The 16,871-nt window shown below is 38.6% G+C and carries 16 protein-coding genes; 1 reads left to right on the top strand and 15 read right to left on the bottom strand.

The genetic code is table 11. The features are described from left to right. Positions 1-59 precede the first annotated feature (59 nt). From nadE to NQ540_RS01885, 8 genes are all read right to left on the bottom strand, one after another. Positions 60-887, bottom strand: a complete 828-nt coding sequence (gene nadE, locus NQ540_RS01920; RefSeq protein ID WP_005607407.1) for an ammonia-dependent NAD(+) synthetase — start codon at positions 885-887, stop codon at positions 60-62. A gap of 10 nt (positions 888-897) precedes the next feature. Further along, positions 898-2,388: a nicotinate phosphoribosyltransferase gene (locus NQ540_RS01915; protein WP_005607409.1), complete on the bottom strand. Its 1,491-nt coding sequence runs from the start codon at positions 2,386-2,388 to the stop codon at positions 898-900. Positions 2,389-2,518: 130 nt separating this feature from the next. Continuing rightward, on the bottom strand, positions 2,519-3,340 hold the full coding sequence (gene rhaD / locus NQ540_RS01910) for a rhamnulose-1-phosphate aldolase (RefSeq protein ID WP_039849220.1): 822 nt from the start codon (positions 3,338-3,340) through the stop codon (positions 2,519-2,521). A gap of 165 nt (positions 3,341-3,505) precedes the next feature. After that, positions 3,506-4,480 carry a hypothetical protein gene (locus NQ540_RS01905; RefSeq protein ID WP_005607414.1) on the bottom strand — a complete coding sequence of 325 codons (975 nt, stop codon included), beginning with the start codon at positions 4,478-4,480 and terminating at the stop codon, positions 3,506-3,508. Positions 4,481-4,631: 151 nt separating this feature from the next. After that, a complete protein-coding gene (locus NQ540_RS01900; protein ID WP_039849221.1) occupies positions 4,632-6,344 on the bottom strand; it encodes a phospho-sugar mutase in 1,713 nt (570 codons plus the stop codon). Positions 6,345-6,431: 87 nt separating this feature from the next. Continuing rightward, positions 6,432-7,364 carry a LysR family transcriptional regulator gene (locus NQ540_RS01895; protein WP_005607420.1) on the bottom strand — a complete coding sequence of 311 codons (933 nt, stop codon included), beginning with the start codon at positions 7,362-7,364 and terminating at the stop codon, positions 6,432-6,434. Positions 7,365-7,467: 103 nt separating this feature from the next. Further along, positions 7,468-8,517 carry a PTS sugar transporter subunit IIC gene (locus NQ540_RS01890; RefSeq protein WP_005607421.1) on the bottom strand — a complete coding sequence of 350 codons (1,050 nt, stop codon included), beginning with the start codon at positions 8,515-8,517 and terminating at the stop codon, positions 7,468-7,470. 20 nt (positions 8,518-8,537) lie between these two features. After that, positions 8,538-9,485, bottom strand: coding sequence for a 2-dehydropantoate 2-reductase (locus NQ540_RS01885; protein ID WP_005607424.1), 948 nt, complete (start codon positions 9,483-9,485; stop codon positions 8,538-8,540). 97 nt (positions 9,486-9,582) lie between these two features. On the opposite strand from NQ540_RS01885, the gene NQ540_RS01880 reads away from it, so the two are divergent. Then, positions 9,583-10,467: a LysR family transcriptional regulator gene (locus NQ540_RS01880; RefSeq protein WP_005607425.1), complete on the top strand. Its 885-nt coding sequence runs from the start codon at positions 9,583-9,585 to the stop codon at positions 10,465-10,467. A 166-nt stretch (positions 10,468-10,633) separates the two neighbouring features. Here the strand turns inward: NQ540_RS01880 and NQ540_RS01875 are convergent, their stop codons facing one another. The 7 genes from NQ540_RS01875 to NQ540_RS01845 form a co-directional block, all read right to left on the bottom strand. Beyond that, the gene (locus tag NQ540_RS01875; protein ID WP_005607427.1) at positions 10,634-11,878 is read right to left on the bottom strand and encodes an aminopeptidase; all 1,245 of its coding nucleotides are present in this window, start codon (positions 11,876-11,878) and stop codon (positions 10,634-10,636) included. 44 nt (positions 11,879-11,922) lie between these two features. Beyond that, on the bottom strand, positions 11,923-12,672 hold the full coding sequence (gene truA, locus NQ540_RS01870) for a tRNA pseudouridine(38-40) synthase TruA (RefSeq protein WP_005607429.1): 750 nt from the start codon (positions 12,670-12,672) through the stop codon (positions 11,923-11,925). 50 nt (positions 12,673-12,722) lie between these two features. Then, positions 12,723-13,520, bottom strand: a complete 798-nt coding sequence (locus tag NQ540_RS01865; protein WP_039849222.1) for an energy-coupling factor transporter transmembrane component T family protein — start codon at positions 13,518-13,520, stop codon at positions 12,723-12,725. Then, positions 13,510-14,385: an energy-coupling factor ABC transporter ATP-binding protein gene (locus NQ540_RS01860; protein ID WP_005607433.1), complete on the bottom strand. Its 876-nt coding sequence runs from the start codon at positions 14,383-14,385 to the stop codon at positions 13,510-13,512. Before NQ540_RS01860 ends, NQ540_RS01865 begins: the two co-directional genes overlap by 11 nt. Continuing rightward, complete coding sequence (locus tag NQ540_RS01855) at positions 14,361-15,212, bottom strand: energy-coupling factor ABC transporter ATP-binding protein (RefSeq protein WP_005607435.1); 852 nt, start codon at positions 15,210-15,212, stop codon at positions 14,361-14,363. Before NQ540_RS01855 ends, NQ540_RS01860 begins: the two co-directional genes overlap by 25 nt. A gap of 242 nt (positions 15,213-15,454) precedes the next feature. Then, positions 15,455-15,835, bottom strand: a complete 381-nt coding sequence (gene rplQ / locus NQ540_RS01850) for a 50S ribosomal protein L17 (RefSeq protein WP_005607436.1) — start codon at positions 15,833-15,835, stop codon at positions 15,455-15,457. 32 nt (positions 15,836-15,867) lie between these two features. Continuing rightward, positions 15,868-16,815, bottom strand: coding sequence for a DNA-directed RNA polymerase subunit alpha (locus NQ540_RS01845; protein WP_005607438.1), 948 nt, complete (start codon positions 16,813-16,815; stop codon positions 15,868-15,870). Positions 16,816-16,871: the final 56 nt, after the last annotated feature.

Here is a 16,871-nt window from a genome sequence, read left to right as displayed (position 1 = left end):
TCTGATATTAAACAAATACACCAACTGAATGTCAGTTGGTGTAGTTTAAAGTTTATTTTTTATTTCCAAAAATCATCGTAAATTGTAATTGGTAAGTGACGTTTATGTTCGGTCTTTCGATACCAATTTTCAATCGTCTCTGCTGCTTTTTCGTTGATGTCTTTTCCTTCGAGATAATCATCAATCTCTTCGTAAGTCACCCCTAGCGCTACTTCGTCTGGCATCGATGGACGATCCTCTTCTAAGTCTGCCGTTGGAACTTTCAAGTATAAATGCTCTGGAGCACCCAGCACTTGTAACATCGCACGGCCTTGACGTTTATTAAGACGCCATAATGGAGTGATATCCGCAGCTCCGTCCCCGAATTTCGTATAGAAACCTGTTACCGATTCTGCCGCATGGTCTGTCCCGATAACGGCACAACCCGTTTGACCTGCAATCGCATATTGAGCCACCATGCGTTCACGTGCCTTGATATTTCCCTTATTGAAGTCTGAAATTTCCATTCCAAGTTCTTCAATACTACGTTCAGACGCATCTACTGCATCCTTCACGTTCACGCGAAGCACATCCGTTGCCTTCATAAAGGCAATGGCGTCCATGGCATCTTGTTCATCTGCTTGCACCCCATAAGGAAGACGCACGGCATAGAAACGATACACTTTTTGGTCTTGCTCTTCATTCAATTCATTAATCGCCATTTGTGCGAGTTTCCCAGCAAGCGTTGAGTCTTGTCCGCCGCTAATTCCAAGGACATACCCATTCAAGAATGGGTGCTTTACAAGATACGCTTTTAGGAAATCAACGGTTTTACGAATTTCTTCTTCAGGATTAATCACTGATTTCACACGAAGCGTTTCGATAATCTTTTGTTGTAATGGTCTCATAACGTTCCCCTTACTTTGCGTTTTCTTTGGCCAACTGTTCTGATTTAAGACGCACTTCTTCTCTGATTTCCGCAATACTTGCCAATTTTTGGTCGTATGTCTTTTGAGAGAGGTCGACTGGATATTGCTCTGGGTTCAAGATACGTTTGTATTCGTCCCATAACGCTTCGATTTGCTCGTCTTTATACGCTTTAATTTCTTGAAGTGTTGGTAATTCATACACTAATTTTCCGTTATTGAAAATCGGTTGTAAAATTGGACGCGCTGTGAAGTCCGTCACTGTTTTATTAATATAAGTGTAGACTGGATGGAACATAAAGAGTTCATCTAATTGATCTGGGCGTTCATCCCATAATGCGATGTAGTCCCCTTCAGATTTTCCGTCTGAATTACGTGTAATACGCCATACTTGCTTCTTACCAGGTGTAGATACTTTTTCCGCATTGTTTGAAATCTTCATTGTATCCACCATTACGCCGTTTTCGTCTTCGATACTTACAAGCTTGTACACACAGCCAAGCGCTGGTTGGTCATATGCTGTAATTAAACGAGTCCCGATACCCCAGACGTCGATTTTAGCGCCTTGCATCTTCAAGTTGAGGATTGTTTTTTCATCAAGGTCACTTGATGCGTAAATTTTCGCTTTTGTAAATCCAGCTTCATCTAATTGTTGACGAACTTTTTTCGACATATAGGCCATGTCACCACTGTCAATACGAACGCCTAAGAAATTAATCTTGTCGCCGAATTCTTTGGCTACACGGATGGCATTTGGAACACCAGATTTCAAGATATCATACGTATCGACTAAGAATACGCAGTCACGGTGACTCGTGGCATACGCTTTGAACGCTTCATAGTCATCACGGTACGCTTGTACTAATGAGTGGGCATGTGTTCCAGAAACTGGAATGCCAAACATCTTGCCGGCACGAACGTTACTTGTCGCATCACATCCACCGATGTACGCTGCACGTGTTCCCCAAATCGCCGCATCTAATTCTTGCGCACGACGAGTACCGAATTCAAGTACTGGATCGTCTCCAGAAACCATACGTACACGGCTCGCTTTTGTTGCGATCAGCGTTTGGAAGTTCACGATATTTAATAAAGCTGTTTCGATTAATTGACATTCAGCAAGCGTTCCTTCAACTTGAACAAGTGGTTCGTTCGCGAAAACGAGTTCTCCCTCTACGGCAGAGCGGATGCTTCCTTTGAATTCGAAGTTTTCTAAGTATGCTAAGAATTCTTCTGGATAATGTCCAAGTCCACGTAAATATTCAATATCTGTTTTTGAGAAACGTAATTGTTCAATAAAGTGGACAATGCGTTCTAGTCCCGCAAAAATTGCATAACCATTTTCAAATGGTAACTTTCTGAAATACGCTTCGAAAATGGCTTTCTTCTCAGACACGCCTGTTTCCCAATATGTTTTCATCATATTAATTTGATATAGGTCTGTATGTAGTGTTAAACTATCATCTTTATAAACTGAGTTCATCTATCGATACCCCTTTTTTATTGTAATTACATCTTTATTTTACACCAGTTCTGGACAATTGTACATGGATGGAGACTTGAAGAAAAAAAGCAAGTCCTTGGTTAGACTTGCTTTTTGCTCTATTTATTTTTTATAGTTCTAAGAATCCTTCGTGCGGAGTCATATGGAAGTATTCCGCAATTTCTTGTAATTGCGCATCTGTAATTTCTTGTAGGATTTTTCCACCTTGTGCACCGACTTGAGAGTAAATCATCGCTGCTTTTTCGATGACTTCAATTAATCCATATGTTTCATCCAGAGTATCGCCTGATGCAAATAATCCATGGTGTGGCCAAATCACCGCTCTAAACTCTGCCATTTTCGCAGCTGTTGCTTCCCCAATTGCGTTCGTTCCTGGTGTCATATAAGGAATCACGCCGATTCCTTCTGGGAAGACAACGATGGATTCCGCTTGCATTTTCCAAAGAAGTCTTGATAAATGACGTTCGTCTAATGGTTGTGTGAAGCTTAATGCGATAAGGTTTGTTGGGTGGCAATGGAAGACCACTTTATGATTTGGGTTCACTTTGAGTCGTTCGATATGGCTCATTAAGTGGCTCGCGAATTCTGAAGTTGGTTTTCCGCCATCTTCAAATCCCCATAGCAATTCTGCTTTTTGTCCGTCTTCTGAAATACGAACCAATCCTAAATCAAGAAGCGGTTGGTTTGTCACGTTTCTGAAGTAACGTCCTGTCCCTGTTACTAAGTAATAGTAACCCGCATGTGTTGAAGCATCGAATCCTAAATCGAGAACACGTTTCACTTCTTTTACGTCTTCATAACCTTCTACTTCGCTCGCTTCCAAGCGTACTGACACGTTCCCGCCATTACGTTCATCCCAATAACGTAAGTACGATTCTTTTGTCAGTTCACATAATTTTTGTACTGCTGGTGATTCAATAAATTTTGTCATTTTCAATTCTCCCTTAATTTCTTTTTGATAACACTTGTTCTTCGTATGCTTTGACTTCATTATACCATGCTAGTCCGACTGGAACACCATTGATTTTTAAGTTGTTTAGACAAACAAATAACCGGTAACACTCCTTGAGTATTACCGGTCTTTCTATATTTGGCTTTATTCGAATTTTCCTTTATTCGCTTCGTTCGCTGTTTTCAAGTCAATTTGAAGAAGGTTCGCTAAGTTTACGTCATCAATCGTTGCTTTTCCTTTATCATCCACTTTAATTGCTAAATAGTGCGTATTTCTTGGAAGATAATCCATGCCTTCTAAGTTCACTCCCAAATTCGATTTAAACCCTAGGGCTGCTAATCGATAAATTAACTTAAGCAAGAGAGCTTTAGAAAAATCAGATTGCCCTATCTTTTGAGATTCCTGGATTAACCCTTCAAAGAAAGCTTGATTGTCTCTTTGATAACTTGCTTGTACTTCATATTGATAGAGATCTACTTTTGGAGCTTGGAATTTCAAATACACGGTATCCCCATCGACTTTGTAATCTTCCAGTGTGTATGCTCCTGCTTTCCCTAGTGAGTTTGTATTTACTTTTAAATACATGGGACCATAAACTTTAATAGGATAAGTAACACCTTGAAACTCTATTTCTGCATCATTAGAGAAGGTTGGTCTGGATTCTGTCAACATCTTCACCATATACCCATTCCATAGTTTATCAAAAAATTCTTCTTGATTAGAGGTCGTTGTAGCATGTAAAAGTGCATCAAAATTTTCTTGATTTACAAAGACAGCGTCCACTAATTTTAATGCTTCTTGGACTTTACTATCTGTAATGCCCTTTTTCTTCTCTGCAAGATCTTCTGCCGCTTTTTTCACACGATTTAAAGGCATTTTTACAGTTTTGCCACTATAAGATTCTACATACGTTTGTTCGTAATTCGTTAACGGAGGCATTTTAGCGTCCCAATCAAAGGAAGCCGCTGGACCAGTAACATCATTTTTATGATAAACAGTATCTTGCTTTTGAGCTTGAGTGGTTTCACTTGAAGTAGATGGAGTAGCCGAGCACCCTGCAATGACGAATGAACAGAATAGCGAGCTCCCTACTAGCAATAATTTAATTTCTTTTTTCATTGTGTTCTCCTTAAAACTTTTAAAATAGCGATTTTTGAAAGCTTGTTTATATGAATTTCATTATAGCATACTCCTTTGATTCTCAAAACTTTCTTTCTAAAACTCTCAAAAAAAGCACTCCTACAAATGTAAGAGTGCTCTACTTCATTCATTATTGTAATTTTTCTAAGTCGGCTTGTAAGGCTGCAACTTTTTCTTTTGCAGATTCTTCGCTTTCCGCTTTAGCACCGATGTAGAACTTGATTTTTGGTTCTGTACCACTTGGGCGAACCGCAATCCAAGAGCCATCTTCTAAGATATATTTCAATACATTAGATGTTGGAAGTCCGATTTCAGTAACAACTCCATTCGCATCTTTTTGTTCGTTTACTGCAAAGTCTTGTGCGAATGCTACTTTCAATCCTCCAAAGCTTGTTGGAACGGAAGCGCGTAAGCCGTCTAATAAGGCTTTGATCTTTTGTGGCCCTTCTAAACCAGCTACTGTCACAGAAATTGTTTTTTCTAAGAAGTAACCGTGTTTTGCATATAATGCTTGAAGTCCGTCATATAAAGTCTTGCCTTCGTTCTTGAAGTGTGCTGCTACTTCTGTTAGTAATAACACTGCTTGAACCGCGTCTTTATCACGAACGAATGATTTCACAAGGTATCCATAACTTTCTTCGAAACCGAACATGAAAGTATGTTCTCCAGTTTCTTCGTCGTGTTGGATTTGTTCTGCAATGAATTTGAATCCTGTTAATACATTCATCATTTCAGCGCCATAGCTTTTAGCAACGGCTGTTGGAAGTTCGCTACTTACGATTGATTTCACGACAAGCGCGTTACTTGGAAGAGTTCCTGCTTGTTGGTGAGCATATAATAAGTAATCCACTAAGATGGCCGCGATTTGGTTTCCTGTAATTACTTGGTAGCTTCCATCTGGTAAGCGTACGGCAGCCCCCATACGGTCCGCATCAGGGTCGGTGGCTAATAATACATCAGCGCCTACTTTTTTCCCTAGTTCTACCGCATACTCAAATGCACCTGCTTCTTCAGGGTTTGGAGATTTAACTGTTGAGAAGTCTCCATCTGGCACCGCTTGTTCTTCAACCACATGCAATCCTTTGAAGTTTGCTTGTTCTAATGCTTTTTCTACAAGCATTAAACCAGTACCGTGTAACGGTGTATAAACGACTGATAATCCTTCTACATCGCTAAGAAGTTTTGGATTTACAGAGACTGTTTTGATTTCTTTTAAGTACGCATCATCCACGTCTTTTCCGATAATCGTTACAAGCCCTGATGCTTCTAATGCATCATCATCTAGCACTTCGATTTCAAGTGGATTTGCCACTTGACGAACGTATGCAGTTAAAGCATCTGCATCTTTTGGAGGCATTTGACCGCCGTCTTCACCGTATACTTTATATCCGTTGTAGGCTGCTGGGTTATGACTAGCTGTAATCATAATTCCGGCAAATGTATGTAAGTGACGTACCGCAAATGATAATTCAGGTGTTGGACGTAAGCTTTCAAATACATATGACGCAATACCGTGAGTCGCTAGTGTACGTGCAGACTCCATTGCGAATTCTGGTGAAAAATGACGTGAATCGTATGCAATCGCTACCCCACGTTTTTTCGCTTCTTCCCCGTAACTCTCAATTAAGCGTGATAATCCTTCTGTTGCCTGACGCACTGTGTAAGTGTTCATGCGATTAATCCCTGGTCCAACAATTCCACGCATTCCCGCAGTACCAAACTCTAATGGTGTATAGAAGGCTTCCTCTTTTTGAACATCATCCATTGATTGTAATTGCACCTTTAATCCTTCTTCTAGTGCATCAAAAGATTCCCATAATTTTGCTGTTTCTTTCCAACTCATTTGCATCCGTCTCCTTCTATTGAGTATTTCTGTCTTACCTTCTTTTATTATCCCCGATTTTCCGAATAGTTTCAACCTCTTTGTGAATTAAAAATCAAGATTTTGAACTTCAAAGCCGTATTCCTGAATATGTGTTTTTAGCATGTGCAAGAATCGCTCTGCTTCCTTCGATAATTTTCGTTGATCGTGTTGTAAGATTCCCAGTTCCATCGTATCTTCTACGTCCAGCGGCACCGCAACAATCTTATCATCGTTTAGCTTGCTACTAATAATCCCTGAACTAATCGTATATCCATTTAATCCGACCATTAAGTTAAAGATGGTCGCTCGGTCACTTACCTTAATGCTTTTCTTATGCTCCATCGTGCTGAGGATTTCTTCTGAGAAGTAGAATGAGTTTTCTTCTCCCTGTTCATAGGATAAATAAGGATAGTCTTCTAATTCTTCTAGCGTAATGCTCTCTTTTTCGGCAAGTGGATTTTGCGTACTTAAGAATACGTGCGGTTGTGCCGTGAAGAGTGGCGTGAAGACTAAGTCCTTTTCTTTGAATAATTTTTCCATGACTTTGCGGTTGAAATCATTCAAATACAAGACGCCAATCTCACTCTTATAATTCGTTAAGTCTTCTAAAATATTTTGTGTTTCTGTTTCACGAAGCGTGAATTGATATTCGTCTCCGGCTTCCTTTTGAATAAAATCTACAAAGGCATGGACCACAAAGGCATAGTGCTGAGCGGATACTGAGAATGTTCGTTTCCGTTTCGTTTGTCTTTTGTATTTTTCTTCCATCAAATTCACTTGATCGAGGACTTGACGAGCATATACTAGAAATTCTCGTCCTTCTGCCGTCAAAGTAATTCCCGTATTTCCACGTTGAAAAAGCGTAATATCCATCTCGATTTCAAGTTCACGAATGGCCTTCGACAAACTTGGTTGGCTGACGTATAACTCTTTAGCCGCCTCATTCATCGAACCTTTTTCAGCAATTTTTTCAAAATAAATGAGTTGCTGAATTCTCATGCAACCACTCCCTTCTATTAGATTTATTGTACCATCTTCTTTGGAAAATAAAAATAAACTCCTCCATGCAATTACATGAAGGAGCCGATAGGAATTCTGTTGATTAGTCTTGGAATTTGAAGACTACTGAAGAATCGTATAGTTTTAATACTTTTTCAAATACAAGCTTGCTTGCAATCGCAGCAGCAATTGGAACAGCTAACCATACAATAGCAGCTAATCCAACATTCAATCCTGCATCAATAGAAGCTAATGGTCCTACTAAACCAACAAGACCGAATCCAGCAGATTGTGGAGTACCACTTACTGAGAAGAGCGCTACAGGAATCGCTGAAAGAATTGCTGTCGATAAACATGGAATCAAGATAACTGGATATTTGAATAAGTTTGGCATCATTAATTTCATTGCTCCTAAAGCAATCGCTAATGTTACCCCTGATTTATTCACTTTCCATGAATGAACTACTAATGCTACAGCGGTTGCAGCAACCCCCATTGCAGCAGCCCCGGCAGACACACCGTTTAACTGAATCGCTAAACCAATCGCTACTGTAGAGATTGGTGAGATGATTAAAAATGCAAATGAACAGCAGATTAAGATAGACATCAAAATTGGTTGTAATGTTGTGAACTCGTTGATCACTTGACCAATCGCTGCAGTAATCATTTTAACGTATGGTAAGAGTAATAGACCGATAAACGCAGATCCAACCCCAACGACGATTGGCATTGCAACCACTGCTGTTGAACCAAATTTATCTTTAATGAGCATCAACATCCCCACTGCAATCGCTGCAGTCACCATTGTGTTAATTAGGTCCCCTGTTCCGGCACCTACATAAGCTTTTAATTCAGCATTATAAGTCACAACCCCACTTGCTACAAAGCAGGCACCCGCAGTTACCATCATTTCCATTGGTTTAAATCCAAATTGTAAAGCGATTAATCCACCAATGATAAGGGGCGTTGCTAATTGAAAAATTACTGCAATTTGTGTAATTGTTACAGCAATTGGATATTGACTAAAATATTTTAAGATTGCAGATAAAACAGCGTTTGGAATTAGACCAACAATAACCCCTAATGCTGTTCCTGATAAGATTTTATTAATAAAGACTTTTCCAGTCATTTTTGTTTGAGCCTGAGCTTCCATAATTTCCCCTCTTTCTTGAGCTATTTTGCTCCTAAAATTTGTTCTTTACAATGAACCAAAGCCGTTAGAAAAGCACAATATGGTGTTGGTACTCCATATTTTTCACCTTTACGAACAACTGCACCATTAATATAATCAATCTCCGTTAAACGATTATTTTTATTTAAGTCTTGATACATAGATGGATAGTGAAGTCCAATTGTCTTACAATTATAACAATTACTTTCGATATATTCAACAATTTCTGAAACATTTATTTCGATATTTTCATTTTTTGCAACTTCTGCAAATTCTTTCACTATATTTTCAACAATCATATGAGCATCTGTAGTAGATCCAAACTCATACATATTACTTAATAAAATGGTACATAAGCCATTCATTGTACCATTGACACAAGCCTTCTTGTAGATGGCATATAGGATATTCTCTGAATAATTAGCATTTAATCCTGCGCTATTCAATACCTCGACAATTTCAAGCGCTCCTTTTTTTGCATCGTCAGTATCCACTAAGTTCTTCAACGCGACTGTTCCACTTCCGAATAATTTCACTCGACCTGGGCCTTCCATTCCCGCAGTCCACATCGTATTCCCTATAAAGATATTTTCTTTAGGAACAAACTGTTCGATGACTTCTTCGTGACCAATACCATTTAGTAAGCATAGCACTTTAGTCTTCTCATGAATAACAGGTTTCAAATCATTGAGCATTTTTTCTAATTGCATCGCCTTTGTAAATAGAATGATCAAATCACTTGTAGCAGACTCTGTTACTTCACTTTGAAGTAGCGCTGGTAATTTGACAATCACTTCTTCACCATTGAAGTTTGCCTTTAATCCCTCTTTTTGAATGGCTTCTACATGATCTTTCCAACCATCTACTAGTACTACTTCGTGCCCCGCGTTATGCAACATCAATCCGAAACGACTTCCCATTGCGCCAGCACCAGCTATTGTTATTTTCATCCTTATTCCTCCTTAATTTAAATAGACATTGCTTCTCATTTTTTTCTTTGATAAAATAATGTGTAAGATTTCACTTAAATGACGAGGAGACATTCAAATGGATATTAAACACCTACAGTACTTTGTAAGTATTGTTGACCATGGGGGATACTCCCCAGCTGCACGCAGTTTATTCATCACACAACCTACCCTTTCCCAAACCATTAAAAAATTAGAATCTGAATTGCATACTCCCCTTTTTATTCAGCAAACAAACGGAATCTGTTTAACGGATGCTGGACAAGTCCTATACGAAGATGCGAAAAAAATTATTTTACAGTTAGAAGAAACTGTTCAAAAAATTCAAAAGTTAAATCGCCCGCAAAAAGAAACGATTCGAATAGGTCTCCCAACTCTTTTTGCCATTAAATTAATGCCAGTATTCTCAAGATTTATGATGTCACACCCAACTGTTCATCTAACAATGATTCAAGGTGGATCTAGAGAACTACAAACAGCTCTCGTCAATGGCGAAATTGATCTTGGAGTTCTTTCGTTTCCAAAGATTGAAACCGATATTTACCTTGAGCCTTTTCAAAAAGATTTTTTAGGATACCATGCTAGTATCGTCGTCCCGAAAGGGCATCCGTTTGAACAGGCCTCCTCACTCACTTTTGAACATCTCAAAAATGAACGTTTCAGTACTTTATCAAGAAACTTTATGTTAGGAAAACTACTTCATACTCGTTCTAGAGACTTTGGATTTGAGCCTCATATTGTTTATACAGATGATAATTGGGAAGTTTTGCTAGCTAGTTTAACGACCTTTAATTCCATATGCATTATGGCCCATGAGTATAAAGATTTTTATTCTGATGATTCACTTACTTGGATTCCTCTAGATGATAAGAAGAGTTTCTTCCCGATTGGAGTGGCGTATCTCCCAAATCAAACTTATTCGCAAAATACAATTGAATTAATAGAATTATTGCGAGATTTGTAAGCTTTTATCTCTATTTATTGTACAATGTTTGTGATTTATTTACCAATTGAGTTTTTTTATACCTCTATAAGATTTTTCTATAGTCTTCTTACTAAAAAAGGACATCAGGCTTAGGAGAACTCCTAAACTTGATGTCCTTTTATGTTGGGTTTAATCTATATTTTTACTAAATTGCCCAGTCTCCGTTGCGGAAGATTGGAACTACAGTACCGTCTTCACGAATACCGTCTACATTCATTTCTGGTCCACCGATCATGAAGTCCACGTGTACATCCGAACGGTTTAATCCAGCTTCTCTTAATTCTTCTTCAGTTTCGAAGTTTTCGCCACCTTTAACACTTGTAGCATATGCTGAACCAATTGCTAAGTGGTTTGATGCATTTTCATCGAATAATGTATTGAAGAATGTAATGCCTGATTGTGAGATTGGTGATGGGTCGCTTACTAGTGCTACTTCACCTAATCCACGGGCACCATTGTTTTCGAATACTAAGTCTTTCATTACTTGGTCGCCTTTTTCAGCAGATACTTCTGTGATTTGACCGTCTTTGAAAGTCACTTTGATGCCTTCGATAATGTTACCGTTGTAGCTTAATGGTTTTGTGCTTGATACATATCCGTCAGCTACGCGGAAATCTGGAGCTGAGAAGACTTCTTCTGTTGGCATGTTTGCGATGAAGTGTTCTCCTTGAGCATTGATACTTCCAGCACTTTCCCAAACATGGTTTTTTGGCATTCCTAGAGTTAAGTCTGTCCCTGGTGCAGTGTAGTGTAATTTCACGAATTGTTCTTTGTTTAAGATGGCTGCTTTTGCATCTAATTTTTCTTCGTGCTCTTTCCATGCTGCCACTGGGTCGTCAGCATATACTCGACAAGTTGTAAAGATTTGATTCCATAATAAATCTACAGCTTCTTCTGTTGATGTTGCTTCTGGGAATACTTTTTTAGCCCATGCGCTACCTGCTGCAGCTGCTACTGTCCAGCTTATTTTATTCGATTGACCTGCAAGACGCATTGGTTTTAAAGCAACACTTGTAGCTTTCATTGATTTTGCAAGACGACTTGTATCTACTCCATTTAATGCATCTGGATCTCTAGAAACAATGCTTAAACGACTTGCTTTATGATCTAATAAATAGTGCATTTCTTGTACTTTATATTCTGGAACAGTCGTAATACGATCTTCCGCAGCATATAATAAACGGTCACGGTTGATTTCATCATCACTCCATTGAACGATAACTTCGCTTGCTCCTAATTGATAAGCTTCTTTAACTAATAAACGTGCAAAAGGTGCTTGTTCCACTTCTGCATAAATTACTACAGTATGTCCTGGTTGAACATTAATTCCTGTAGACACTAGTAATTTTGCATATTTTTGTAAATTTACATCAAAATTTTCTAATACCATATTGACACTCCTTTTAAAATAACTATCTTCATCCTATCATATTTTTAGTCGAAATTCTTATAAAACACTTCATCTAAGTATAACCCATGAGAAGGTGCCGTTGGACCTGCTGCATTTCGGTCCATGGCTTCTAAAATCTGTTTCATCTCTTCGACTTCTCGTAACCCATCTCCAATTTGAAGCGCCGTTCCAACTAAAATGCGAACCATATTGTAAAGGAAACCTTTACCCTCAAAAGTGAAAATTAATTCATCACCGTTTCTCTTCACTTCTGCTTTTGTTACAACGCGAACTTTGGAGTCTTTATCGCTTTTTGTCGAACAAAAACTTGTAAAATCATGTTCACCAATCACTGCTTCAAAAGCCTTGTTGATGCGGTCTACATCGGTTTTGAATGGATGATGCAGCTCATACTGACGAAGAAACGGACTCTGCACCTGTGCAGTCGTTACTTTATAAATATATCGTTTCCCAGTCACACTATAGCGCGCGTGAAACTCTTCAGAGACCGCTTCTGCAGAAACAATCCGGATTGAAGTTGGTAATAAACTATTCATCGCACGAACAAGTGAGTTGGCCTCTATGCGTTTTGGGTAATCGATATGAACCACTTGACCATTGGCATGAACACCAGAGTCTGTCCGGCCAGATCCACTAACCGGAATATATTGTCCCTTCGTCATCTTCTTCAGTGCCTTATTCAGTTCTGCTTGAATGCTATTTCCATTCTCTTGCACTTGAAATCCAACATAAGGCGTTCCATCATATTGAATCGTGAGTTTATATCGCTGCATCCTTTTCCCTTCTTTCAAAAAAGAGCTTGACAAGTCAAGCTCCTTATTTTTTATGCTTTAAATACAAATAATAAAATTGTTACAACCACAAGGGATAATCCCGCAATTGCATCACGCATATCATAGTTCAGAACACGGTACTTACTACGTCCGTCTCCTCCTTGATATCCACGTGCTTCCATGGCTGTAGCTAAGTCTTCTGCACGATTCAATGAGCTCACAAAAAGCGGAATAAGAATTGGAATAATCGCCTTCATTTGTTCAAAGAGATTTCCTTCTCCAAAATCAACCCCACGAGCTCGTTGCGCGTTCATAATTTTTTGTGCTTCATCCATTAGGGTTGGAACGAAACGTAGCGCAATCGATAGCATTAACGCAACCTCATGTACTGGAAACTTCACAATAGAAAGAGGCTTCATTACGGCTTCAATCGCATCTGTTAACTGCAAGGGTGCAGTTGTTAGCGTTAAGAGCGTTGAGAATGAGATAATTAATACAAAGCGTAAGAAAATGAATACCGCGTTAATAATCCCCTCGGAAGTCACTTGGAGGAATCCCCATTTAAAGTAAACTTCCCCTCCACTTGTGAATAGAATTTGAAGTGCTACTGTGAATAGAATAACCCAAATTAATGGTCGAATTCCTTTCCAAAAAAATCCTAAGGGAATCTTTGACAACAGTAACGCCACGAGTGTATAGGCAATTAATAAGCCATATGTTACCCAGTTATTGGCCAAGAAGATGACTAATACAAACGCAAATGTTCCAATTAATTTCGTTCTTGGATCTAGTTTATGAATCCATGAGTCTCCTTGTAAATAACGTCCTAATATTAATTTATCGAGCACTTGCTTCACCTCCTAAATTAGAATGTGAAACCAGTAAATCCGCTAATTGATCTAATGTCATTGGGCGTTCTTCGGTTGAAAACCCTTTTGCTTTTAGCTTCTCAACAAATTGAATGGTAGAAGGAAGGCCTAATTGTTTTTCTTGAAGCCAATGTGCATCTGCGAACACTTCTTCAGGCGTACCAGTTTTTACAACAGTACCTTTCTCACAAACAATCACGTAATCCGCATAGTCACTTACATCATTCATTTGATGGGTTACAAGAACGATGGTAATCCCTTGCTCTTTTTGCAAGGAGGAAAACATCTCCATCATTTCTTTACGACCTTTGGGATCTAGTCCCGCAGTTGGTTCATCTAGCACTAACACCTCAGGCTGCATCGCTAATACTCCTGCAATAGCAACACGGCGCATTTGCCCTCCAGATAAATCAAACGGAGACTTTTGTAAGACGTCTTCAGGAAGTCCCACAATTTTCAGTGTGTCTTTGGCAATTTGATTAGCCTCTTCCTCACTCACTCCAAAATTCTTTGGACCAAATGCAATATCTTTCTGAACGGTTTCTTCAAAAAGTTGTGCTTCAGGAAATTGGAATACAATTCCTACTTTTTTTCGTAGAGGTTTAAGATCCTTATTGCTCGTTTGAGCATCTACTATACGTTCCCCTAAGGCAACTGTTCCTGTAGTAGGTTTTAATAAAGCATTCAAGTGTTGAAGAATCGTCGACTTTCCTGAACCAGTATGACCAATGATTGCAGTGTACTTCCCAGAAGGAATTGCAAAATTCACGTCATATAATGCTCGTGTTTCAAAGGGAGTGTTTGCTTGGTATGCGAAATTTACTTCGTTAAAACGGATGTCCATAACCACTCCACCAATCCTTCCTCATCTAAATACTCCTCAGGGACATTTATTCCTCTTTCACGAAGAGCTTCTATCAGTTTCTCAGCAAAAGGAACATCTAATCCTTTTTCAACTAGTTTGGTTCCTAATTTAAAAATTTCCTTTGGAGTCCCGATTTGTTGAATTTGACCTTGCTCCATCAAAACAACTCTGTCTGCTTGAGCTGCTTCATCTAAATCATGCGTAATAGAAATAACAGTAATCTTCTTTTCTTTATGAAGCTTTTGAATCGTCGAAATCACTTCTAAACGCCCTTTTGGATCTAACATCGATGTTGCTTCATCCAAAATAATTACTTCTGGTTCTAATGCGGTTACTCCCGCAATGGCTACTCTTTGTTTTTGCCCACCTGATAAGCGAGCTGGTTCTTTCGTCCGGAATTCAGACATTTTCACCATTTCAAGAACTTTGGTTACACGTTCGAGCATTTCCTCCCGAGGAAGTCCAATATTTTCCAACCCAAAAGCAATATCATCTTCCACAGTAGTCCCCACGAATTGATTATCAGGATTTTGGAAGACCATTCCAACTGTTCTTCTTGCATCAAATACTGTCTCTTCAGTTAACGTCTTCCCATTTACAACAACAGATCCTGTATTTGCTTCAATCAAACCATTCATAACTTTGGCCAAAGTAGATTTCCCTGATCCATTATGACCAATAATTGCTAACCATTCCCCTCTTCGAATTTCTAGTGAAACTCCTGCAAGGGCTTCTCTGGCATCGTCTTCATGATAACGATAATGAATATCTTCTAACTCAATAATAGTCTGATTCAATAACGACACCCCTTTCCTTATTCTATGTATGATTAAAAAAAATATGTATAAAATAAAAAAACACACTTTAATACGATGAAGTGCTTCCCCGCCAAGTGAATGACGGGAAGGCAACGAGCTAGACTAAATAATCAAGGAAAGAATAAGGCTACCATTCAGTAGCCTCAGACTTCCCATCTTACAAAGCAAGATGATTATTACCATCATGACGCTCTTTTCAACCATCGAAAAGTGTTCGATTGAATGTTATATTAAACTAATTCAATGATAACCATTGGTGCAGCATCGCCACGACGAGGTTCTGTTTTAAGAATACGAGTGTATCCACCTTGACGTTCGTTGTAACGAGAAGCTAAATCATTAAATAATTTTTGCAACGCTGTTTCAACAACGATTTTTTCGCCTTCTTCACGAACATCTGCAACTTCGTTACGAACAAATGCAGCTGCTTGACGACGAGCATGTAAGTCACCACGTTTACCTAAAGTAATCATTTTTTCTACAGTAGAACGAATTTCTTTAGCACGAGCTTCAGTAGTAACGATACGTTCGTTAATAATTAAGTCTGTTGTCAAGTCACGTAGTAACGCTTTACGTTGTGAACTTGTACGTCCTAATTTACGATAAGCCATTTTATAATATTCCTCCTTCTTAAGAGTTTCTATTAGTCTTCACGACGTAAGTCTAAATTTAAATCGATTAGTTTTTGTTTTACTTCTTCAAGAGATTTACGACCTAAGTTACGAACTTTGATCATTTCAGCTTCTGATTTGCTTGTCAATTCATGTACTGTATTAATTCCAGCACGTTTCAAGCAGTTATAAGAGCGAACTGATAAATCTAATTCTTCAATAGTCATTTCAAGAAGACGTTCTTTTTGAGTTTCTTCTTTTTCGACCATGATTTCCATAGGAAGTGCTTCATTTGTTAAGTTAACAAAAATATTCAAGTGTTCTGTTAAAATACGAGCTGCTAAACTAATAGCATCTTGAGGTGCGATAGAACCATCTGTCCATACATCAAGAGTTAGTTTATCATAAACATTTTTTTGACCAATACGAGTGTTCTCTACTTGGTAGTTCACTTTACTAATCGGAGTATAAATAGAATCAATTGGAATAACACCAATTGGCATATTTTCAGATTTATTGTAATCAGAGCGAACATACCCACGACCATTTTTAGCGTTCATACGAACATGGAAGTGATGACCTTCTGCTACTGTACAAATGTATAAATCAGGGTTTAGAACTTGAATGTCGCTATCGTGTTTGATATCGCCTGCAGTTACAACTGCTGGTCCTTTAACATCAATTTCTAATACTTTATTTTCATCTTCACTGAAAGATTTAAGCGCAATTTTTTTAATGTTTAAAATGATTGCAGCTACATCTTCAACTACGCCATCTATTGTTGAAAATTCATGTAAAACGCCATCCATTTGGATATCTGTTACTGCAGTACCAGGGAGTGACGATAATAAGATTCGGCGTAATGAATTCCCTAAGGTAGTACCATAACCGCGTTCAAGTGGCTCAACAACGAATTTACCAAATTTTGCATCTTCGCTGACTTCAATCGTCTCAATTTTTGGTTTTTCAATTTCGATCATGTTTTTTACCCCTTTCAAAACGTTCGTTCAATGTGCGATTGTCCGACAAAATTCAA

Source organism: Granulicatella adiacens ATCC 49175 (assembly GCF_025150565.1).
Classification (GTDB): domain Bacteria; phylum Bacillota; class Bacilli; order Lactobacillales; family Aerococcaceae; genus Granulicatella; species Granulicatella adiacens.
Note: the sequence above shows the minus strand (reverse complement) of the source record. Positions and strands in the feature narration are given on the sequence as shown.